Origin of the sequence: Vibrio sp. RW (assembly GCF_027587105.1) — a bacterium.
Lineage (GTDB): Bacteria > Pseudomonadota > Gammaproteobacteria > Enterobacterales > Vibrionaceae > Vibrio > Vibrio toranzoniae.
This window is the reverse complement of the sequence record NZ_JAPPTM010000001.1, coordinates 123,002-144,279: the sequence shown is the minus strand read 5'-3', so window position 1 is coordinate 144,279 and position 21,278 is coordinate 123,002. Positions and strand designations below refer to the sequence as shown.

At 42.8% G+C, this 21,278-nt stretch carries 15 protein-coding genes; 7 read left to right on the top strand and 8 right to left on the bottom strand.

The window, feature by feature from the left end; all coding sequences use genetic code 11:
* Window positions 1-3: 3 nt before the first annotated feature.
* The 3 genes from OCT63_RS00605 to OCT63_RS00595 form a co-directional block, all read right to left on the bottom strand.
* The gene (locus tag OCT63_RS00605; RefSeq protein ID WP_060469302.1) at window positions 4-249 is read right to left on the bottom strand and encodes a hypothetical protein; all 246 of its coding nucleotides are present in this window, start codon (window positions 247-249) and stop codon (window positions 4-6) included.
* Between the two features lie 247 nt (window positions 250-496).
* Window positions 497-1,000, bottom strand: coding sequence for an acyl-CoA thioesterase (locus tag OCT63_RS00600; protein WP_269983005.1), 504 nt, complete (start codon window positions 998-1,000; stop codon window positions 497-499).
* Window positions 1,001-1,618: 618 nt separating this feature from the next.
* Window positions 1,619-2,512, bottom strand: a complete 894-nt coding sequence (locus OCT63_RS00595; protein WP_269983004.1) for a DMT family transporter — start codon at window positions 2,510-2,512, stop codon at window positions 1,619-1,621.
* 98 nt (window positions 2,513-2,610) lie between these two features.
* Between OCT63_RS00595 and OCT63_RS00590 the strand changes: the two genes are divergently transcribed.
* The 3 genes from OCT63_RS00590 (at window position 2,611) to OCT63_RS00575 (ending at window position 6,098) form a co-directional block, all read left to right on the top strand.
* Window positions 2,611-3,399 carry an AraC family transcriptional regulator gene (locus tag OCT63_RS00590; protein ID WP_060469303.1) on the top strand — a complete coding sequence of 263 codons (789 nt, stop codon included), beginning with the start codon at window positions 2,611-2,613 and terminating at the stop codon, window positions 3,397-3,399.
* A gap of 393 nt (window positions 3,400-3,792) precedes the next feature.
* Entirely contained in the window at window positions 3,793-4,773 is a 981-nt protein-coding gene (locus tag OCT63_RS00580) for an ABC transporter substrate-binding protein (protein ID WP_269983003.1), read from the top strand.
* The gene (locus OCT63_RS00575; protein WP_060469305.1) at window positions 4,770-6,098 is read left to right on the top strand and encodes a GGDEF domain-containing protein; all 1,329 of its coding nucleotides are present in this window, start codon (window positions 4,770-4,772) and stop codon (window positions 6,096-6,098) included. The genes OCT63_RS00580 and OCT63_RS00575 overlap by 4 nt, the downstream gene beginning before the upstream one ends.
* Window positions 6,099-6,286: 188 nt before the next feature.
* Here OCT63_RS00575 and luxN read toward each other — a convergent pair whose 3' ends face one another.
* Window positions 6,287-8,857 (bottom strand): quorum-sensing autoinducer 1 sensor kinase/phosphatase LuxN, encoded by a 2,571-nt coding sequence (gene luxN, locus OCT63_RS00570; protein ID WP_269983002.1) that lies wholly within the window; start codon window positions 8,855-8,857, stop codon window positions 6,287-6,289.
* A complete protein-coding gene (locus OCT63_RS00565; RefSeq protein WP_269983001.1) occupies window positions 8,850-10,085 on the bottom strand; it encodes an acyl-homoserine-lactone synthase in 1,236 nt (411 codons plus the stop codon). The genes luxN and OCT63_RS00565 overlap by 8 nt, the downstream gene beginning before the upstream one ends.
* A gap of 419 nt (window positions 10,086-10,504) precedes the next feature.
* Here OCT63_RS00565 and OCT63_RS00560 point away from each other — a divergent pair, with 419 nt between their 5' ends.
* Window positions 10,505-12,958: a M9 family metallopeptidase gene (locus OCT63_RS00560; RefSeq protein WP_269983000.1), complete on the top strand. Its 2,454-nt coding sequence runs from the start codon at window positions 10,505-10,507 to the stop codon at window positions 12,956-12,958.
* A 248-nt stretch (window positions 12,959-13,206) separates the two neighbouring features.
* The gene (locus OCT63_RS00555; RefSeq protein WP_269982999.1) at window positions 13,207-13,581 is read left to right on the top strand and encodes a cystatin family protein; all 375 of its coding nucleotides are present in this window, start codon (window positions 13,207-13,209) and stop codon (window positions 13,579-13,581) included.
* Between the two features lie 157 nt (window positions 13,582-13,738).
* On the opposite strand, the gene OCT63_RS00550 is transcribed toward OCT63_RS00555, so the two are convergent.
* Together OCT63_RS00550 and OCT63_RS00545 are read right to left on the bottom strand one after the other, a co-directional pair.
* On the bottom strand, window positions 13,739-14,296 hold the full coding sequence (locus tag OCT63_RS00550; RefSeq protein ID WP_161678637.1) for an RNA 2'-phosphotransferase: 558 nt from the start codon (window positions 14,294-14,296) through the stop codon (window positions 13,739-13,741).
* 220 nt (window positions 14,297-14,516) lie between these two features.
* Window positions 14,517-16,115: an isocitrate lyase gene (locus OCT63_RS00545; RefSeq protein WP_269982998.1), complete on the bottom strand. Its 1,599-nt coding sequence runs from the start codon at window positions 16,113-16,115 to the stop codon at window positions 14,517-14,519.
* 141 nt (window positions 16,116-16,256) lie between these two features.
* Between OCT63_RS00545 and OCT63_RS00540 the strand changes: the two genes are divergently transcribed.
* Both OCT63_RS00540 and OCT63_RS00535 read left to right on the top strand, forming a co-directional pair.
* Window positions 16,257-17,210, top strand: coding sequence for a LysR family transcriptional regulator (locus OCT63_RS00540; RefSeq protein WP_017057927.1), 954 nt, complete (start codon window positions 16,257-16,259; stop codon window positions 17,208-17,210).
* Window positions 17,211-17,365: 155 nt separating this feature from the next.
* Window positions 17,366-19,549 carry a malate synthase G gene (locus OCT63_RS00535; protein ID WP_269982997.1) on the top strand — a complete coding sequence of 728 codons (2,184 nt, stop codon included), beginning with the start codon at window positions 17,366-17,368 and terminating at the stop codon, window positions 19,547-19,549.
* Window positions 19,550-19,781: 232 nt separating this feature from the next.
* On the opposite strand, the gene OCT63_RS00530 is transcribed toward OCT63_RS00535, so the two are convergent.
* Window positions 19,782-21,209: an NAD-dependent succinate-semialdehyde dehydrogenase gene (locus OCT63_RS00530; RefSeq protein ID WP_269982996.1), complete on the bottom strand. Its 1,428-nt coding sequence runs from the start codon at window positions 21,207-21,209 to the stop codon at window positions 19,782-19,784.
* Between the last annotated feature and the right edge of the window lie 69 nt (window positions 21,210-21,278).

Genomic DNA, 21,278 nt, shown 5'->3' with positions numbered 1-21,278 from the left:
ATATTAGAATTCTCTGCTCGAAGGCGCGCAACCCAAATGCTGCAACAACACATAGATGCTTTCTTGATCGAGTGCGACGCGACGAAATAAATCCGCAAAAGTTGGGTCACCGCCGAAACAAGTCTGGATATAGTGGTTAATCTCATTGTTGTCGTAGCCTTCGACGTACAACGTTCTAACCCATTGATACTCAACAGCCTTCAAATTGTTCAGTGTAGCTTCGCTAAGAGTAGGGGGTGTCACGCTCAAGTTTGGCTCCGGGGAAATAAAATACAATCTATTATGAGTGGTGGTATTTAATCAGAGCAAAATGACGACTTTATTACAGTCAAAATAAATCAGTGAACCAGCGTTAAATCATTCCAGCCTTTGGCTGAATATCACGTTCTATCGACAACATTGAATTTTTAGCGGTTTTATTTGTGTGGGGTATTAGATACACAAATGCCAAGCATGTGCTTGGCATATTAATAAATCTACGTAGTGTAGCATGACCTTATTTAAGGTACTTCACGTGCGCTTCCATCTCTTCGCCAATTTGTTTTCGCATTTTCATTAGACGAATAGCAGAATCTCTTAACTCGATGTCTTCTGGTGTTTCAGGAACCCATTCAGGCACTTTAGTTGGAGTGCCATTTTCATCTACAGCCACCATAATAACAATACAGTGAGTCGTCAGGCGGTTGTTAAGGTCTTTTGGATCGCTCGCTTGAACGTCTATTGCAATATGCATTGAAGATGACCCCGTGTAGATTACCTTCGCGCTGACCTCCACCAAGTTGCCTACATGGATTGGTGCGACAAATCGGATACCGCCGGCATAGGCCGTTATACAATACTTACCACTCCACCCTGCAGAACAGGCATAAGCCGCTAAATCGACCCATTTCATTACTGCTCCCCCATGAACCTTACCACCAAAGTTCACGTCCCCAGGCTCAGCTAAAAAACGCAGTATAACGTCTCGTTTACCATTTTTTGGGCTATTGTTACTGCTCATCTATCTTCCTTCATTATTATTGTGCTGCATAACATGTTTGTTACTTGCTAATAACAATATACTTAAGATGACATAAATTAAAGTGGATAATCTCACGGTTAAGACTATTTTTTCAAACAGATGACGAACCGGTGAATAATGATGTCTATTGGTGTGGGAGGCGAGAGGTAAACGCTAGGTGGCTATCTTGTGAGTAAGCTGAGGAGAAGAAAAAACACCTAGCGCGATGCTAGGTGTTTTTAAGCCATTAGATACTCATATTGGTACCTTTTTATATTTGCCAACTAACCGCTGTTTGTCTGGTGTAGTTTAAATGATTCTAGCTCACTTAACACTAAAGTGGTAGTTAGATTGTTTTGTTAATCAGCTCATCTTTTACTCTTTTACAAAGTATAGATCCTTCCCGTGAGTTTTGCCTTTCGGATTATTGATTGGTAATTACTTATGTACACTTGGTACTAACTTCAATCTTGTAAAGACATTAATGTTAAAAGTACATTAAGTGATTTTTTAATCACGTTACACGTTCAAGTTGATTTTCCCACCTTGTGAACTTGTTGCAAAAGCTCACTGTAGCTAAGGAGCAGGTACTGAGGAAATGTCGTAATCTAACCGAGCTTAGCTTTGCTGTGGCAAAGGCGCTTCAAGTATCGGTTTTCTTTTAATTTGCGCGAGAATAACACCAGAGATCACCATCACACCGCCAATGATATGGAATTGATTAATCTCTTCACCTAACCATGTAGCAGCCAGTACAATCGCGACAACAGGCATTAAGTTCATAAACATCGCACTGGAATCTGCTCCTATGGTGTCAATCGCCTTCACCCACATCCATGGCGCGAGAATAGAAGCAGCAACCGCAGCGTAAGCTATGAGCGGGATGGCTTGCTGTGATGGTATTAGTTGCTTACTTGTCAACCAAAGTGGAGTCAACATCGCTACGGCAAACAAACCTTGAACATAAATAACAACTCCGCTGCTAACTGGCATTTTCCAACGTTTTAGCAAAACACAATAAGAAGCGTAAACGAGTGCTGCAATCAGCATGTACCCATCACCTTGAGTGAGTTCTTGATGGATGAAGAACAGAGGCTCTCCTTTACCAAGCATTAGTGCCAAACCCGACAATGACAATACACCACCAATAATACTTAAGCGTGAAATCGATTTGTGTAGTAAAGGAACGCTCAAGAAGACACTGAACAATGGTACCAAAGAAGTGATCAATGCCATGTTAGAAGCCGTTGTCGTTAAACCCGCGTAATAACCCAGAGATTGGTTCATCGCCATGCCTAAAAAGCCAAGGAAAGCGAGCTTAGGTAGGTTAGGCTTGATTATTGCCCATTGTTTTATCACTGAACGTATACAAAAAGGAGTAAGAATTAACATCGCGATGAACCAGCGGTAAAAACTCATTGCGCTAGGTTCAATGGCGCTTGCTGCAAGTTTATTGACGATTGCATTTGCGCCCCATATACAGACCGTAAAAAATGGTAAGAGGTAATACATGTTAGTTCCGTTGCAAATGATTTGATGCGGCTAGTTTGACAGGTCGTTATACTTATAGATATCTTTAAAAAGACATCAGGCGCGATAGGAAGACAAGTTTGAAAAAACACTCGAGAAACCTTCACCCATCCTTATCAATTGATAAGGCACCATCCAACGTATTTATGAATTTCGAAGCGTTCTTATCGAACACCGAAACTCGTGTACATAGCCACCCTTGGGGGCAAGTGCAGTTGATCAGCGGTGGAATTCTTGAAATGGAAGCTGAAAATACTCGCTTCCTAGCACCGCCACATTTAGCTATTTGGGTACCTGCTGGGGTGACGCACTGTAGTTACAACCGTAAGCCATTGGACTACTGTTCACTAAATATCGCTCGTGAGTTAACTCATCACTTGCCTGAAAAAACAAGCTTAATAACGATTACTCCAATTGTGTCTTCGATCATTGATGACTTTCGTCAGAGAAGCATCAATGTTGCTGAGAGCGAGCAAGACCAAAGACTAATCCAAGTATTACTGGATCAATTGGCTGAGCGTCAGGTTGAGCATCATTTTTTACCATCGACAGACAACAAATACTTAGCGCCGATCCTATCCGCTATAGAAGAAAACCCGACTGATGATATTTCCTTAAAAGATTGGGCAGAAAAAGTACACACGACAGAGCGTACTTTGTCACGACATTGCCAGAGTGAGTTAGGGATGAGTTTTACGGAGTGGCGATTGAGAGTACGCTACTTGTACTCTATGGATTTGTTGAGAAACGGCCAATCAGTCAAAGAGGTTGCTCTCACTTTAGGTTATAACCAAGCCAGCCCGTTCATTTCAATGTTCAAAAAATATTCGGGAAGTACCCCTGAACAATATAAGAATCGGTTGTTGTAATTCACTTATCTCGCTAAAACTGTATATTTTTCTGCTTTCTTTGATATTGAAGTATGCGTAACGCAATTTTTCGTCATCACTTCGTATACCAATAGTTCATCGACATCTTCGAGTGATTCACCTAGGCGGGTATAGTGAAAACTATCGGCATTCTGTTTCTGAACGATTTCGGCATTTTGTCTTGAGATTGAGGTGTTTGGTATACTCCTACACTCAATAACTGGAATCTGTCATGGGCAAGTCTACCTACCACGTTATTGAGGGTTATGTTCATCAATTCTCATAACTACATAGCCAATACAAAATCTAATCTAGATTTGGGTAGATATAGCTTCCTCGTTTTTTGTAGTCTAAGATTGAAATTATACGATAAGTTACTGCAGGGCTTTAAAAATGAAAGGGATTATAGTTGCTGTGATTGCCACCTTAATCTGTGGATGGTCGAGTTTTGGCGTAAGCAGAACACCCCAAACAGGCCATATTCCCAAGGTAAAAATTGCCGTTTCTTTAACTCCGCTTAGTACACCTTTGTTTATAGCAGAAAGGTTGGGCTTTTTCGTTGATAACGGTATCGATGTTGAACTCATCCCATGTGAAGGTGGCGTAAATTGCGCAAACTTACTTCAAAATAATACTGTGGACTATGCGACGGCGTCTGGGACTGTTGCTCTATTTAATCAGCATCAATACAATAATATATTAATACTTGCAAGCTTCGTTACTTCGAGCAACGATATAAAACTACTGACCCTTGAGCAATTAAAGATAAATAGCCTTCAAGACTTATCAGGGAAAAAAGTTGGAATTATCAAATCAAGTGCCAGCGAATTGTATTTTGACTTTCTCTTAATATCAAATGCACTTCAGGAGCTCGATGTTGAAAGAGTATATCTTCAACCTCATGAAATGGTATCCGCTTTACTTTCTTTTCAAGTTGATGCCATATCCGTCTGGGAGCCATATGGATATAAAGCTTCGTTATTATCGACGACGCCTGTCATTGATTTAGGATTAAAGGGTATTTATCAACTTTCTTTCAATTTACTCGCAAAATCGCCTAGAACCATATTAAGTTCGACAGATAAAGAAATTTTGTCTGCAATTTATCAAGCGACTCAATGGATTGAAAATTACCCTAGTGAAAGTATTTCGTTGATCTCAAATGAATTAGGAGTTAACCCTCAGCAGGTTAAGTGGGCGTGGGGGGATTACATATTTGAATTAACTAACGGTTATACTTTGCTTTCAAATTTACAGCTACAAGCGAGGTGGGCCTCAGAAAGAAAAATAATAGAAGGAGAGCCCATAGACGTTAGGTCATTTATTGACGATGCTGCGTATCGTGATCTTCAAACAAGCGGAGCCATTAAATGATTCATTCTTTAATATTTAAGATGAAAATTTTACTCGGTATTAGCGTGGTGATGGCTTTTTCGACAGCATGGTTGCTTTATGAACTCTACAACAGCCATATCATTGCGACTAATAACCAAAACCAGCTTGTTAATCTTCAAAGAGAAGTCAGTTCTCTACAAGGGCAATTATGGCTATTCTTAGAGTATCAAGACAATAAGAGTTATAATAACTTAGTTAATCAGCAGGCCAAGTTTTCTCTTGGTATAGAAGAATCTAATATTCCAAAACCTCAAATAAAAAAAATTAAATTGCTAAATACCCAACTTGAAGAATTGATTGAGCAAGATAAGAAGTTTCAAATAGTTGTAAAAAATTCGATTCAAGATTCAAACTCCCTGATGCAAAGGCGTGCATTACTAAACGCTCGATATAACATGTTAATACAAAACATACATGAACACTTAGCGACCCAGCAAAAAAGAGAGTTATTACAAACGGAGAAGAGGACCGAAAATACAATCATTGATATTACGCGAGTACTCGCTCTGTTTTTTTTCGCTATCACAGCAATCTCTTACCGTTTGCTTAGAAAGTTCCGGACAGGATCGACAGCTATATCTGAAGGGATAATGAAGATCAAGGCTCGCGATTTTTCTCATCGGATAGAATGTGCCAATATTGACCTAGAATTTAGTTCTTTAGGTGAAGCTTTCAACACTATGAGTGAGGAATTAGAGCAAAATGTAGTGACAAAATCTGTATTGGAAAATGAAGTTAATAAACAAACACTAGAGCTTAAACGGCAAAAGGTTGCACTGGAATATTTGTCAGATCACGATTCCTTAACCGGAGTGATGAATCGACGTTCCTTTGAAGTGAGCCTTAAGGCGATGATATCAAGAGCCCAACGAACGGGAAGAATTATAGGAGTTCTGTTTATAGATTTGGATAAATTCAAATCTATAAATGATAATCACGGACACCGAGTTGGTGATCAAGTTTTAGTTAAGGTAGCCGAACGTTTGCGAGAAAATACTCGATGTACCGATCTTGTCAGTCGATACGGAGGTGATGAGTTTGTTATTGGTTTAGATTTGCTTGATGATAAAGAGTCAGTCTTAGACAAAAAAACACAATTAGTTAGCGCTATAACGCGAACAGTTTCTATTGACAGTACTGATTACCAAGTGGGTGCAAGTATCGGTATATCCTACTTTCCCGATGACGGTGATAGCTACGAGCAACTTATTAATTCAGCTGATAAGGCCATGTATGTAGCGAAAAATAAAAAATTGGACTCTGTTTTATTGAAAAGTTATCAAGTCAATAACAAAGTAGTGTAGTTAATGTTAAGTCATGATTTATATTTTAATCATAATAGATATATCGGCCTTAGCATGGAGGCTACCTTGTTGTTACTTAAATTAAATCCCTTCAAGTAAAACTTTTGAAGGGATTTTAGCTAACCAATGGATTGTTTATTAAGTCATGTATTTAATTGGTTGCTTGTGCCAAATGATTAGCGGCATCACTAATCACTTTCTGTTACTTTAAAAGCGTTGGGCTTAACGTAATTGCTTAACCAGTTGTCGAGCACATGTTGTAGCGCATCCAATGAGGTCGGCTTTTCTAGGCGGCCATCCATCAATTTACGTATCATATCTAATTCGTATTGTCCTGACTCTCCAGACAGTGCAATGATAGGTACATGGGGCGAACGAGCCTTGATTACTTGGCTTGCGTCAAAGCCATTCATTACTGGCATTTGCACATCCATTAAGATCAAGTCTACTTGGTTGGTTCTACACAGTTCGATGGCATTTTCACCGTTTTTTGCTTGTATGCTGTTAACCCCAAGTCGAGTTAAATACATTTGAACAAGCGTACGTTGTATTTCTTTGTCGTCGACAATAAGTACTGTCGGTGCTTGGCTACCACTCCCTGCTTGTTTTACTGGCTGAACGTCGGCTTTGGCTTTATCTTCTGCCGTTGTTTGGCTTTGTTTCCAATCATTGAAGTAAGGTGTACGCAGCGTGGCTGCTTTGGGAGCGTTAGGCACAACCGGGAAATACAACTTGAACTCAGTAAACTCACCAAGTTTAGATTGGCATTCAACTCTACCACCAAATGAGCGCATAACGCGTTGGCAATAACCTAAGCCTAAGCCGCTACCACCGCTTTTTTGGTGAGAAAAAAAGTCATCGAAGATCTTGTGAGAAATGGTTTCGTCAATGCCTGGGCCTGTATCTCGGAATTTGAGTACGTTTTCGTAAGATCCGACTGTGGTACTGATTTCAATTTGGCTATCTGGATACGAGTCAAAGTAATAGATCGCATTACGTATTAAGTTAAAAATAACGAAGTTAAATAAGGTCTCATTCAGTTTTACTACAAAATCATCATGTTGTGGTAAACGAATCCGCTCAATAATATTCTCATTTTCGAAACCATAATGGCTTACAGCCTGATCTACGGCTTTGTGAATAGAGGTCATCGTAATTGGTTCATGTTCTGGTGAGCTATCACCGACTTCGCGTAAGATGATGTCAATCAGCTGTCGCCCACGTTGGATCGCAGCTTGGCCGTTCTCGATATCAAGTAGGATCTGTTTCGCAGGCGCTTGATTGTCAATGTGCTGTTTTAGTACTTCGAAATGCAGTTGTACTTGAGCAAGCGGGTTACGCATCTCATGGGCAATGGAGTTAGCCAGTGCTCGACTTTGGCGAATGCGCTTATCTGCTTCGATGGTACTTTGTACACGAGTTAATAATGTCTGTAGCGCAGAGATCTCTTCATTAGAGAACATCTGATCATTGCTCTTGTGTGAAGAAACCAATAAGTGTGTGACTGACTCACCCTGGCCAAACAACGGCATCACCAAGGCGGTGTTGTTGGAACGCATTTTGTCATACAGTGCTTTTATTGAGCGTTTCATCGGCGCTGTGTAACCTAGCTCCTCAGAAAGTTCATCGAACACCAAAACTGACTTGTTTGTCGAAAGGTAATCCTCGTAGAGGGTTTCATTGTAGTTACTGTTAATGAGCCGTAGCTTGTCCTCTGGAATTTGTAGTAGGTGACCTAAGCGACGCATCGCATCATCAATAGAGAGCTTGAAATCTTCTTCCAGAGCAAGGATTTGCTGGACTGGTGTTTTTGGGTTTCCGTAAATCAAGAAAGAGGCATAGCGACTCACGCGTTTGTAGAGAACATGCCAGGTGATACCGATAAGTGCGCAGATTGGGACTGCTACTAGCCATTGATTGTTGTCGGTCAATGGGATGAATACAGCGCCGAAAGGTATCACTAAAATAACACAAGCCAACAGCGCGTTGAGGCTCATGTAGGCGAGATACTTCACACTGTAGAAGCGCGAGGTTAGCAGGGCATAACCAACGAATAACATTTCACTAATAGACAATGCAGGAGGCAACCAAGTGAGTGAGAAATCACGCAAAAAATAGGTCATACCGAGGTGGATTGTCGCGGTCGACAGCATGAATACCAAGATACCTGCAATCATGTAGCTGGTTTTAGTTAATGTGAGCTTGCTACTGTTGGCGCGCATGGCCATTAGGTTACTTAGTGTAAGAACAACAAAACTAATCATTCCAATGAAAAAATATGGCGTATGCGGACCGAATTCAATAACGAATTTGCTAGGGCCAGTAATGGTGACATCTTCAACGGTTAACCCCGGACTTAAGTTAATAAAGAAGGAGTAGACCGTAAAAGTAACGAAAATAGCTTGTTGCCACAGGCGGACCTTACCATTACGTTGCTCTGCAGCGAGTTGGCACGAAAAGTAGTAGGCGAAGGCAAATGCAAAGAACGAGGCAAGATTGGCAATTTTTGCGGCCAATATTGCGGCTGAAGTGCCAAGATCCGGCAACAAGTCGGTATGAAAGTAGGCGTTACTGCTGATCCACGCAACAATACAAACCGAGTACGCGATGTAAGGTGCATGGTGTGTACCTGCGATCACTTCGTTTTTTTGTTTAAGGCGATAGCAATAGTAGAGTAACCACATTACGACCACAGCAACCGTCGCAAGAAGCGTTATCGCTTTGGCATGGATGACTGCTCCTAAGCCGAAATCAAACATGTTCATCCTTATTGACCGAGCTTGGTTTATGTACAGAGTTTGGTTTTTCTATCGAGACAAGTTTTCTGCTTTCACGAACTCGGTGTTTGTAACGGCGAAAATCTGTGTCATTGAACACTTTTACCAACATTTCTAAATTCCAGAACCCGCGATAAATTGTTGTACCGTCACCATTTAACTCGCAATATCCAGAGTGAAAATAGGCTTTCGGGTCGATAGCTTGATAAAACTGAAGCATGAAAGGTTGCTCAATAATGGTGAAGCCGATTTTGTAGCCAACTTGGTGTAATACGCTCATCAACTCTTTTTGAGCGAGATAGAGGAAGTAGAGCTTTTGTTGGGTATTCCCGCTTACTGTTAGACGGAGGATTTCACAAATAGCGCGCTCATCGGTCAATTGTAATTGGAACTGATTATCAAATTCAGGCAAAGAGTAACATTTTGACAGTGTCGACGGCGTGAAAAGCTGTAACTTTACTAATTGATCGTAACCATGACTTGGTAAACAGTATTGCCATTGCTCATTACTGAACGGCGGTGCGTAACTTAACCAAGTTTCATTCTTTGACCAGTCTTGAATGAGCGCAGAAGAAACCAGTGTAGGAAAGGCTTCGTTAGCTGGGTGCTTGAGCAGAATAAAGTGCTTACCCGTTTGAGATAGGTGCAGTAAAGGCAGCATCTCAAACCATTTTTCACCCTTTATGAATACCTCAAGATTGCTCAAAGCGATAGCATCGCATATTGGCATTCCTTGTGGGTGACTCGGTGTTTGTACGATAAGTTGATCATTCTCTATCTGTTCAATGATCGCACCATAGTAAGCACTATCTTCAACGGGAAGATCTACAGAAGAGTGGAGCGGTGCTTTTAATGGTGACTTTGCTTTGATTACGGCAATTTCACACTCACACCAAAATTCTAACCAATGCATGTAGCACTGGCCTACGACGGTTTCAAGTTGAGTTATCTCGGATGATAAGGTGCTTGGATAGCGCTGAATGAGATCCCGGAAATCTATTAATTCAAATAATACAGAGAAGCTCTTGTTTTGGTGTTCAGAGAAGAGTAATTCTAATTGGTTTCTACGATAGTTTGTGACGGTATGGAAAAGAGCTGCGCGCTCCTGTGGCTGATAAGCATCAATAACGAGTTTTATTAGCGCTCGTTGTTTTTTTTCGATAGACAGACTGCTAGCCAACAGTGAGTCTAAAGACGACGTTAATTTCATGTAGTTAGCCTAGCCTGGGTTTATTGATTTTTATTCGATCTGGCACCAGTCACCGGACATTTATTTTAAGTATGTGATGTAACGTTACATAGAGTGAGCAACAACAACTCTCATCTATTACGTGAAACATAAGTTGCATAATCGGGCCAAGTTTACTACTTACGCTTACCCTTAACAACATCGCTTTATCATGTAGATGTTAATTATTAAATTATATTATTATCAGTATCTTACGTTGGTTTTTTATACTTTTAGCCTGACGTGTTCATGTCTAGCACTCACTTTTGGGTTCGATAAATGAGTGTGAAATATCTATTTTTTGAACCAACCTCATAATTAATACGCAACAGAATTCACCTTATGAATTGCAAGGAATATAACGGCGGCCTTAAATATATAATCAATTCATGAGTGTTGTTATGTCTCATACCCGTTTATTTCCACGTCATCGTTTGGCACTGGCTCTTGTTCTTGCCAGTATTTCCAGTTTTACTTTTGCTCAACATCAGTGTGATGTTAGTGACCTTCAGCGACCTCCTGATCTCGCCCTCGCTGTTTCAGCTGCGGACAGTAGCTGTTATAGCTCTTGGTTCTCAGCCCCGGATAATTCATTAGATAATATCTACAGTGAAGCGAGTCTAAGCCGTATTCAAACTGCACTTGACTTAGAAATTGCCCGTTACCGAGGTGAAGCTGAGCAAGCACGTAAACTGGAGAACCTTGGCGAGTTTATTCGTGCGGCTTATTACGTTCGCTATAACGCGCAAGCACAAGACTTCAGCGAAGCGTTGAGTCAGCGATTTGCTCAATCAACCAACGCTTTTTTAGCTAACCCTAACGCGCTAGATCAAGGTCGTGAACAAGTCGGGGCAATGAAAAGTCTGACGTTGATGGTCGATAACGTTAAGCAATTACCACTGACCATGGATGCACAGCTTGCGGCACTTCGTCAATTCAACCGAGAAACCGCACAAGATACTCAATGGGTTGATGGTCTCAACAATCTATTTCGCGCAATGGCAGGACATGTTGCTCGAGATGATTTCTACGATTACATGGCTAACCATACACAACACATCGATACGTTGGCGGTATTCGCGCGTGATAACATGTGGGCTTTGGACACGGATGCGAGCTTTCTGGTTTATAACGCCGTGCGTGAAACGGGTCGCTTGTTGGCAAGTCCAGATAAAGCAACCAAAGACAAAGCATTGCGAGTGATGCAACAAGTGATGGCACAAAACCCACTGGGTAGCGAGCACGATAAGTTATGGTTAGCGGCAGTTGATATGATGGGCTATTATGCACCAGAAGGGCTGAATGAGCTGGATTTAGAGCAAGCGAAGCACGACGTAGCAACACGTATACTTCCCAATCGTCATGAGTGTCAAGGGCCTGCGATTATTCGCTCACAAGATTTAACGCAAGCACAAGCGATGGAAGCTTGTAATGTGTTGGCTGCCAAAGAGGCCGATTTCCACCAAGTAGCGAATACGGGGCAACAACCTGTCGCCGACGATAACAACGAGCGAGTTGAAGTCGCAGTGTTTGGCAGCAAAGGCAGTTACATAGATTACTCTTCATTCTTATTTGGTAATACCACAGACAACGGCGGTCAGTATTTAGAGGGCAACCCTGCTGAGGTGGGTAACGTAGCGCGTTTTGTGGCTTATCGTTACGCCAATGGCGATGACCTTTCTATTCTCAACTTAGAGCATGAATACACTCACTACCTCGATGCACGCTTTAACCAGTATGGATCGTTTAACGACAATCTGGCACACGGTTATGTGGTGTGGTGGTTAGAGGGATTTGCCGAGTACATGCATTACAAGCAAGGCTACGATGCAGCGGTTGGCCTTATAAGCAATGGCAAAATGACGCTGTCGGATGTGTTCGCGACTACATACTCTCACGACACTAATCGTATCTATCGCTGGGGTTACTTAGCGGTGCGCTTTATGTTGGAAGAACATCCGCAAGATGTAGAAAGCTTATTGGTATTATCTCGCTCTGGTCAGTTTGCTGAATGGGCGCAACAAGTGAGAGCCCTTGGGTCGCAATATAATGGTGAGTTTGAACGTTGGTTAGACACAGTTTCAAGTGAGCCAACAGATCCGATTGATACTACAGAGCCGACGGACCCTACAAAACCGACAGATCAAGTCAAAGTACTTGCTGAAAATCAAAGTGTGGTGTTGAGCGGTGAGGCGTACAGCGAGCAGTTGTTCTATGTTGATGTGCCAGAGAACGCAACGCATTTTGAGGTTGCAATTCGACGCGAAGGTGAAGGACACGGCGATGCGGATCTGTACATGAGTTATAACAGAGAAGCACATTACTATGACTTTGAGTTTAGCCAGTATCGAGACGACAGTAATGAGTTAGTGACGTTTGATCCTGAGCCGTCAGGTTATATTAAATCAGGTCGCTACTACATGAGTATCACAGGTCGAACTGATTTTAGTAATGTGACATTGGTGGCATCTGTGGAGACAGAAACGCCAACACCACCAACACAAGATAAAGATGATTTAACACCGGTAGTATTGGAATCCGGTCACGCTCAAACCCTTACCGTTCATCAACGACGCTACGCTGCAGTCTATGTTCCGCAAGGTGTACAAGAAGTTCGAGTGTGGCTGAATGATAAAAGTAATAATGCGGAAAATGGACAGTCAAACACAGGCAACGTCGACTTATACGCAAGCAATTCATATTGGCCAACGGCAGGGCAACATGAATATCAGTCTGACTCCAATGGAAGCAATGAATACTTACAAATACCGGTAACTGAAGCGGGTTATCTGCACTTCTTGCTCGATGCAGAACAACAAGGGGATGAAGTCGAAATGTTGGTGTATTTTCATTAATAAACCAGACATTAACACAAACAGTATTAACTGAAACATCACCTACTTAAATGGTTAAATATCATGTAGGTAGACAGATAAAAGCCGGACATCAGTGTCCGGCTTTGTATTTCTGACAGTGTTCTGTGTTTATGGGTTAGTTACAGCGTAATCTCTGATGAAGTGATGACATTCGAGGTTTAAGCTTTCCTGCATATAAAACATCATTTCGAGTGACCTCTCGTGAATGATAGATGTAGAGAGAATTTATGAAGAAAGTACTATTGGCAACCTTGTTTAGTGTCGTTGCGTTAGCTGGATGTAGTCAGAAAACTGAGGTTTCTGAACAATCACAAGAGAAAACGAATCCTATTTGTAGCACTAAGAACCTGACCGGCGGTTGGTCACAAAGTGACATCACGCGAGAAGCTAAGCAAGCGTTAGATGTGGTTCTAGGGCAAATGGATACCACTGCTAAGCTCAAAAAAATAGTGGGTGTTCGAACTCAGGTAGTCGCTGGTTTAAACTATGCTATCGAGTTTGAAATGGATAATGGTGAAGTGTGGAATACCATCGTCTATCGCTCTCTTCAAGGTGATATCGAAATAATGCAAGCCGTACAACAAGGTCGTTTGTGCTCATAGTTTAGTTTTTAATATCTGATATTTTTAGAAAATCTATATTTATAGATAAGCTATGCTTGCAGACAGAGAATAGCAAATGGCTCCGTAACGGGAGCCATTTTTGATTCTGAAGAGGGGTTATGTAGTGAATCCCATAAAAATTGTTGAATTCGAACTCCTATAACTCTTTCACACAAGCACGACTTATGTCTTCATCAATATATGCCATCCCAAGTTTGTTGAGATAGTCCATGCGATCAGCAGTACGTAATTCTATGTCAGGGCCTGCAATGTTGTTTTCTTGATAGATCTGCCCCAAGTGTTCTATGAATTGCTCTCCCGTACTCATCATTAGTAGACTCATAGCACCAACGTCTGGTCTTACTTTTTCACGTTGTTGTTCTGATAGGTTCACCGCTAACACGACTGGTAGTTCTGTACCTGCAAAACGAACACTGCGCTCGCGAACGGTTTGTTGAGCCCAGTAATACGCGAGCTCTTTACTCTGAGTTAAAAAGATAGGTTGGACGGATTCTGTGTAGTCGTTTCCGATAGTAGCCATGGTTTTTAAGGCAGCTTCGGTGAGTGATTTGTCGCCAGAGCGCTTGAGCCCTTGAGCTTTAATTGAATCAAGTAAGGCAGAAGATGTACCGTGATACCAAGTCTCACCAGTAGCGAAACCATTTTCTGACAGCAGTGTTTTAGCATCTTGTAGGTGTGTCGGTATTGAAGTCATAGGCACTCTCAATAAATAGGCATGTCAATAAATAGAAAAATCATCAAACAGAATGTGCTCAGTTTAAACAGAATTTTTCAGGGCAACAGTGGTGTGGAACACAAATCTGAGGCTTTGAGATGAAGCTGGCAGTACTAGCTTCATCCCAAAACCTCCTCCCTCCCAGCACCTAACAGGGAAAAGGGAAGGGGAGATTTTAGAGGGGAAACGCTGTTAACGATTAATCAAATTGATTAGACGTATTCGCTTCACCCGCTGCCTTTAGTGCATTTTCGCCAGCAAAGTATTCTTTGTGGTCGTCACCCATATCTGAACCAGACATATTTTGGTGTTTAACACAGGCGATACCTTGGCGGATTTCCTTACGTTGAACATTAGCAACGTAACCCAGCATGCCTTGGTCACCAAAGTACTCTTTAGCTAGGTTGTCGGTAGACAAAGCAGCAGTGTGGTAAGTCGGTAGAGTGATCAAGTGGTGGAAGATACCCGCTTCACGAGATGCGTCCGCTTGGAATGTACGAATCTTGTCGTCAGCACTTGCAGACAGTTCAGTTTCGTCGTATTCCGCGCTCATTAGGTTCGCACGATCGTAAGCTGATACATCTTTACCTTCAGCAACCAATGCATCGTAAGCTTGCTGACGGAAGTTTAGTGTCCAGTTGAATGATGGAGAGTTGTTGTAAACCAGTTTCGCGTTAGGGTGAACTTCGCGAACGCCGTCCATCATCTCTTTGATTTGACCGATGTGTGGTTTCTCAGTTTCAATCCAAAGTAGATCAGCACCTGCGTTAATAGCTTCAATACAGTCAAATACACAACGGTCTTCACCGGTACCTTCGCGGAATTGGTATAAGCCTGAAGGTAGACGCTTAGGTCGAACTAGCTTGCCGTCACGGTTAAAGCAAACGTCACCTTCTGCCATATCTGCAACATCGATCTCTTCAACATCTAGGTATGAGTTGTAGACATCACCTTGGTCGCCCGGCTCTTTCACTACGGCGATTTCTTTTGTTAGACCAGCACCTTGAGAATCGGTACGAGCAACAATAACGCCGTTGTCGATGCCTAGTTCAAGGAAAGCGTAACGAAGTGCACGAAGTTTTGCGTGGAAATCAGCGTGTGGCACCGTTACTTTGCCATCTTGGTGACCACATTGCTTCTCATCGGCAACTTGGTTTTCAATTTGTAGACAACATGCGCCCGCTTCAATCATCTGCTTAGCCATTAGGTAGGTCGCTTCTGCGTTACCGAAACCTGCATCGATATCCGCGATGATTGGCACCACGTGTGTTACGTGATTGTCGATTTTGTCTTGGATAAGGTCTTGTTGGTTAACGTCGCCTGCTTCACGTGCAGCGTCTAGCTCACGGAATAAACCACCCAGTTCACGTGCATCAGCTTGGCGCAGGAATGTGTATAGCTCTTCTACTAGGCCTGCAACCGATGTTTTCTCATGCATTGATTGGTCTGGAAGTGGACCGAAGTCAGAGCGAAGTGCAGCTACCATCCAACCCGAAAGGTATAAGTAGCGGCGATCTGTCTTGCCATCAAAGTGCTTTTTAATTGAGATCAGTTTTTGTTGGCCGATGAAACCATGCCAGCAACCTAAAGACTGAGTGTATTGAGAGCTATCCTTGTCGTAAGCCGCCATGTCTGCACGCATAATATCAGCCGTGTATTGCGCAATATCTAAACCGGTTTTGAATTTGTTTTGAGCTCGCATACGAGCAGCAGATTCAGGGTTAATTGCATCCCATGGAGCACCAGCAGCGCTTTTTGCAACTTCAATCTTTTCGATATCTTGTGTAATTTGCGACATAACTATTCCTTAGTTTCACGTGGACATGTTGGCCAATTCGGCGAGGTCATTTGATTTGGATTAAATCTAACCATGGACAAAGAATAACCATGTATGTGATAATTTTGTTAATTTATAGTTATTATATTCGGTATTTTTCTTATGAATATTGCTCGTATAGACCTTAATTTACTTGTGTATTTAGATATGCTGCTACGCGAAAGAAATGTAACACGAGCTGCAAATCAATTAGGAATCACTCAGCCAGCTATGAGTAATGGGCTGCGCCGATTGCGTGATCTGTTTGAAGACCCACTGTTGGTGAGAACCAGTGAAGGAATGGTTCCAACTGAGCGCGCGCAAAAGTTGCAGCCGCTGGTTCGCAACATATTGGCAAATGTAGAAAAGACGCTGCAACCCACCACTGAGTTTAGGGCAGAAGATAGTGAACGTGTGTTCCGTATCATGGCGAGTGATTATGCTGAATCAACCCTTATTCAGCCGTTGCTCAAGAAGTTGAGTGAGATAGCACCGAAAATACGACTGGATATAATGACGCCAAGTGATGTGAGCTATCAGGATGTAGAACAAGGCACTGTTGATATTATCATCAACCGTTTTGATGATATTCCACAGTCCTTCCATCAGATGAGCCTTTGGCACGACGGGTTTTCTTGCCTATTTAGCTGTGACAATCCAATAGCCGACAACTTTGATATTTTGTCTTATTTAAAGGCGCAACACATTTGGGTAAGTAAGACGGGTATGGGAACTGGAGTCGGGATCAACCCAAGTGAAGCGCAAAAGCTCGGTTGGATAGATGAAGCATTAATGCGCATTGGTAAAACCCGCAATATCACGGTGTTTACCCGACATTACCTATCTGCGATTCTCTTTGCTCAGCAGAAAAACCTTATCCTTACTATTCCAACTAAAGCCGCGCAATTGCAGCGCAACAATCCTAATTTGTTAATCAAACCAGCCCCATTTGCGATTGAACCTTTTGAGGTGAAAATGGCGTGGAGCCCATTATTACAAACCAATCCAGACCATCAGTGGATGCGCCGATTGATTAAAAGCGTCGCCAATGAAATAGAAAGCGGTGTGACGGAATAACATAGCTTGCATGGTATTTTTTATATGAATATTCAGTATAACTGGCATAAATTAGCTAAATTTACGCCTGTTAAGTAAGTTTAAACGAGTTATTTAAATTTAAGTCAGTTAAGTAAATATATTGAGTAGTCATCAGTTAGCTTGAGAGAGATTTTATGAGCAGTCGTATTCAACAGGGAAGCTTGAACATTGATAGCACCCTCTACCAATTAATTAATGAGCAAGTCATTCCTGGAACAGGCATTGTTGCAGAAGACTTTTGGCAATCTTTCGCAGCCATCCTTAAAGATTTGGCACCAAAGAATCGAGCTCTGCTTATCAAGCGCGACGATCTTCAACATCAAATCGATGTGTGGCACCAAGAACGTGCTGGTCAAACACTGGATGCGGCAGAGTACAAAAAGTTCCTACAGCAGATTGGCTACCTAGTGCCAGAAGGCGAAGACTTCCAAGTTACCACCGCAAGCGTAGAGCCTGAAATCGCAACCCAAGCTGGGCCGCAGCTTGTGGTGCCTATTATGAACGCACGTTTTGCACTTAACGCGGCTAATGCGCGCTGGGGCAGTTTATACGATGCGCTCTACGGCACCGATGTGATCAGCGAAAGCGACGGTGCAGAGAAAGGTGGAAGCTTTAACCCTGTTCGTGGCGCTAAAGTCGTGAGCTATGCTCGCGGGTTCCTTGATGACGCCGCACCGCTGAATGGTGTTTCTCATAAAGACGTGACCAAATACAGCATCAGCAATGTGAGCATCGGCAACACGCTGACAGCAACGCTAGATAATGGCGAAGAAGTCACTCTCATTGATCGTAACCAGTTTATTGGTTATCAAGGAGACGCAAGCGCGCCTTCTTGTATCCTGCTTAAACACAACAATCTCCATATCGAAATTCAAATCGACCCGAGCGCGCCAATTGGTAGCGTCGATGTTGCAGGTATTAAAGATGTGCTGGTGGAATCGGCACTGACCACGATTATGGATTGCGAAGATTCGGTCGCTGCGGTTGATGGCGAAGACAAAGCATTGGCTTACCGAAACTGGTTAGGCTTAATGAAGGGTGATCTGCAAGAGTCGCTAGAGAAAAACGGCAAAACCATTGTTCGTAATCTGAACCCTGATCGTCAATACACCAGTGTGACGGGGGGTGAAATCTCGCTTAAAGGTCGCAGCATGTTGTTCATACGCAATGTGGGCCATCTAATGACTAACCCTGCGATTATTGATGCCGAAGGTAATGAAGTGCCTGAAGGTATCATGGATGGCATGGTGACATCGCTTATCGCAATGCACGATTTAAAGGGTAATAGCCCGTACCAAAACTCGACCGCGAACAGCATCAATATTGTTAAACCTAAGATGCATGGCCCAGAAGAAGTGGCTTTCACCAATGAGTTGTTTGGCCGCATTGAAGATGCATTAGGTTTGGATCGCTTCACGATTAAAGTCGGCATCATGGACGAAGAGCGTCGTACCTCTGTGAACTTGAAAGAGTGTATTCGCGCAGCAAAAGACCGTGTCGTGTTCATCAACACAGGTTTCTTAGATCGAACAGGTGATGAGATCCATACCAGTATGGAAGCGGGTCCGTTTGCTCCTAAAACACAGCTTAAAACCATGACTTGGATCGGCGCATACGAAGATCAAAACGTTGATCTTGGCTTAGCTTGTGGCCTGCAAGGTAAAGCCCAGATTGGTAAAGGTATGTGGCCAGAACCAGATAACATGGCGAAGATGATGGATGCAAAAATCGGACACCCACAAGCGGGTGCAAATACTGCTTGGGTTCCATCACCAACGGCGGCGACTCTGCATGCTTTGCACTACCATAAAGTGAATGTACCAAGCCGTCAGAAAGAGCTTCGCGAGCGTGTGAGAGCAAATGTTGACGATATTCTTACTATCCCGTTGCTAGGCAATCAAAAGCTGACTGCTCAAGATATCCAAAATGAATTGGACAATAATACGCAAGGTATTCTTGGTTACGTAGTGCGTTGGATTGACCAAGGCGTAGGTTGTTCGAAAGTACCTGATATTAACGATGTAGGGCTAATGGAAGACCGAGCGACGCTACGTATTTCAAGCCAACACATCGCTAACTGGTTACGTCACGGTATTTGCGATGAAGTCCAAGTAATGAAAACCATGAAGCGCATGGCAGCAGTGGTTGATGAGCAAAATGCAGGGGATCCAAGCTACCAAAATATGGCGCCTGATTTTGAAAACAGCATTGCGTTTTCAGCTGCGTGTCAGTTGGTATTTGAAGGCTGTGCTCAGCCAAGTGGTTACACCGAGCCTGTATTGCATGCTATGCGACTGAAGTTAAAAGCACTTGCATAAAACAAGGCTGCTAAATTGTTAGATAGCTAGAGAACAAAATAGCAAAGCAACGTAACCGTGTTACAGAATAACTAAATAACAACGTCACTCAATAATAAAACTACTAAGAAAATAAATACCCATTTAAACCGAGCCCAAGGTGCCGCGCTATATAGCGCGGCTTTTTTTTGAGTGTTTTCGGGAATGGAAAGGGAAGAACTGACTTAGTGATAAAACGTATTTACTACTAACCTCATTTTCCACCAAAACATAGATACTTAATATCCATGTACTCATCGATGCCTTCTTTAGCGCCTTCGCGGCCAATACCTGACTGCTTAACACCACCGAAAGGTGCAACCTCAGTTGAGATCATGCCGTCATTAATGCCAACCATACCGTATTCAAGTGCTTCTGCTACCTTCCACACACGGTGGATATTCTGGCTGTAGAAGTAAGACGCTAAACCATAGATTGTATCGTTCGCCATTTCGATCAGCTCTTCATCGCTGTCGAACTTCATAACAGGAGCGACAGGGCCAAAGATCTCTTGTTGAACGATGTCCATATCGTGCTTCACGTCTTTAAGAATGACAGGCTGAATGAATAGGCCCGCAAGCTCTTGCGTTGGGGTTACAGGCAATGCACCTTGTTCAATGGCGCGGTCAATCAAACCTTGGATGTTCTGTTTCGCTCTTTCATTGATCACGGGGCCAATATTTACGCCTTCGTCTAAGCCGTTGCCAATTTTGAGTTGCTGCACCGCTTGGTCGAATTTCGCCACAAACTCATCGTGTACTTTGCTGTGAATATAGAATCGATTAGCACAAACACAGGTTTGGCCTGCATTACGGAATTTCGAAGCCATTGCACCTTGAACCGCAGCATCGATATCGGCATCGTCAAACACAATAAATGGAGCATTACCACCAAGCTCCATTGAGGTACGTTTGATGCCTTTTGCCGCTTGAGCCATCAAGATACTGCCGACGCGAGTAGAGCCTGTAAAAGAGATCTTTTTGATCAATGGATGTGATGTGAATAGCTCACCAATCTGTTCTGGGCTGTCACCCAATACCACTTGAAGCAGATCTTTAGGGACACCCGCTTGATAAGCCAGCTCAACAACAGCAAACGCAGAAAGTGGCGTTTCGTCAGAAGGCTTCACAATAAAACTACACCCAGCCGCTAGAGCAGGCGCAGCCTTACGAGTGATCATCGCAATCGGGAAGTTCCACGGTGTGATGGCACATGCGACGCCAATTGGCTGCTTGATTGTCACTAAACGCTTATCCCCAGCGGTACTTGGAATCGAGTCACCATAAGTGCGCTTGGCTTCTTCGGCGAACCATTCAATAAAGCTTGCACCATAAACCACTTCGCCAGCAGCTTCTACCAACGGCTTGCCTTGTTCAATCGTCATTAAGTGAGCAAGATCATCCTTGTTTTCAAGGATCAGTTGATGCCAAGCCTTCAATATCGCAGCACGAGATTTAGCAGGAATTTTCGCCCACTCTTTCTGCGCAATATGAGCTCGCTCGATAGCACTGTCTAATTCCGCCTCAGATGAGATAGGCGCATGCCCAATAAGCTCACCCGTTGCTGGATTGCTCACGGCAACCGCGTTATTCGCTTCTGTCACCATAAAAGAGAGTAAGCGCTGGTTATTAATTTCTAGCATGTGATTCCTTCTTGATGATTACTTAACACGTGTTGGTGCTGTTATTGAGTTGATGTCTATGGCAGTGCT

Excerpts from the sequence above, each read along its gene's own strand:
- OCT63_RS00550 (WP_161678637.1), bottom strand. The coding sequence starts at position 14,296 with ATGACTTCAATACCGACACACCTACAAGATGCTAAAACACTGCTGTCA.
- OCT63_RS00540 (WP_017057927.1), top strand. The coding sequence starts at position 16,257 with ATGAATATTGCTCGTATAGACCTTAATTTACTTGTGTATTTAGATATG.
- OCT63_RS00580 (WP_269983003.1), top strand. The coding sequence starts at position 3,793 with ATGAAAGGGATTATAGTTGCTGTGATTGCCACCTTAATCTGTGGATGG.
- luxN (WP_269983002.1), bottom strand. The coding sequence starts at position 8,857 with ATGTTTGATTTCGGCTTAGGAGCAGTCATCCATGCCAAAGCGATAACG.
- OCT63_RS00545 (WP_269982998.1), bottom strand. The coding sequence starts at position 16,115 with ATGTCGCAAATTACACAAGATATCGAAAAGATTGAAGTTGCAAAAAGC.
- OCT63_RS00565 (WP_269983001.1), bottom strand. The coding sequence starts at position 10,085 with ATGAAATTAACGTCGTCTTTAGACTCACTGTTGGCTAGCAGTCTGTCT.
- OCT63_RS00575 (WP_060469305.1), top strand. The coding sequence starts at position 4,770 with ATGATTCATTCTTTAATATTTAAGATGAAAATTTTACTCGGTATTAGC.
- OCT63_RS00535 (WP_269982997.1), top strand. The coding sequence starts at position 17,366 with ATGAGCAGTCGTATTCAACAGGGAAGCTTGAACATTGATAGCACCCTC.
- OCT63_RS00600 (WP_269983005.1), bottom strand. The coding sequence starts at position 1,000 with ATGAGCAGTAACAATAGCCCAAAAAATGGTAAACGAGACGTTATACTG.
- OCT63_RS00595 (WP_269983004.1), bottom strand. The coding sequence starts at position 2,512 with ATGTATTACCTCTTACCATTTTTTACGGTCTGTATATGGGGCGCAAAT.
- OCT63_RS00560 (WP_269983000.1), top strand. The coding sequence starts at position 10,505 with ATGTCTCATACCCGTTTATTTCCACGTCATCGTTTGGCACTGGCTCTT.
- OCT63_RS00530 (WP_269982996.1), bottom strand. The coding sequence starts at position 21,209 with ATGCTAGAAATTAATAACCAGCGCTTACTCTCTTTTATGGTGACAGAA.
- OCT63_RS00555 (WP_269982999.1), top strand. The coding sequence starts at position 13,207 with ATGAAGAAAGTACTATTGGCAACCTTGTTTAGTGTCGTTGCGTTAGCT.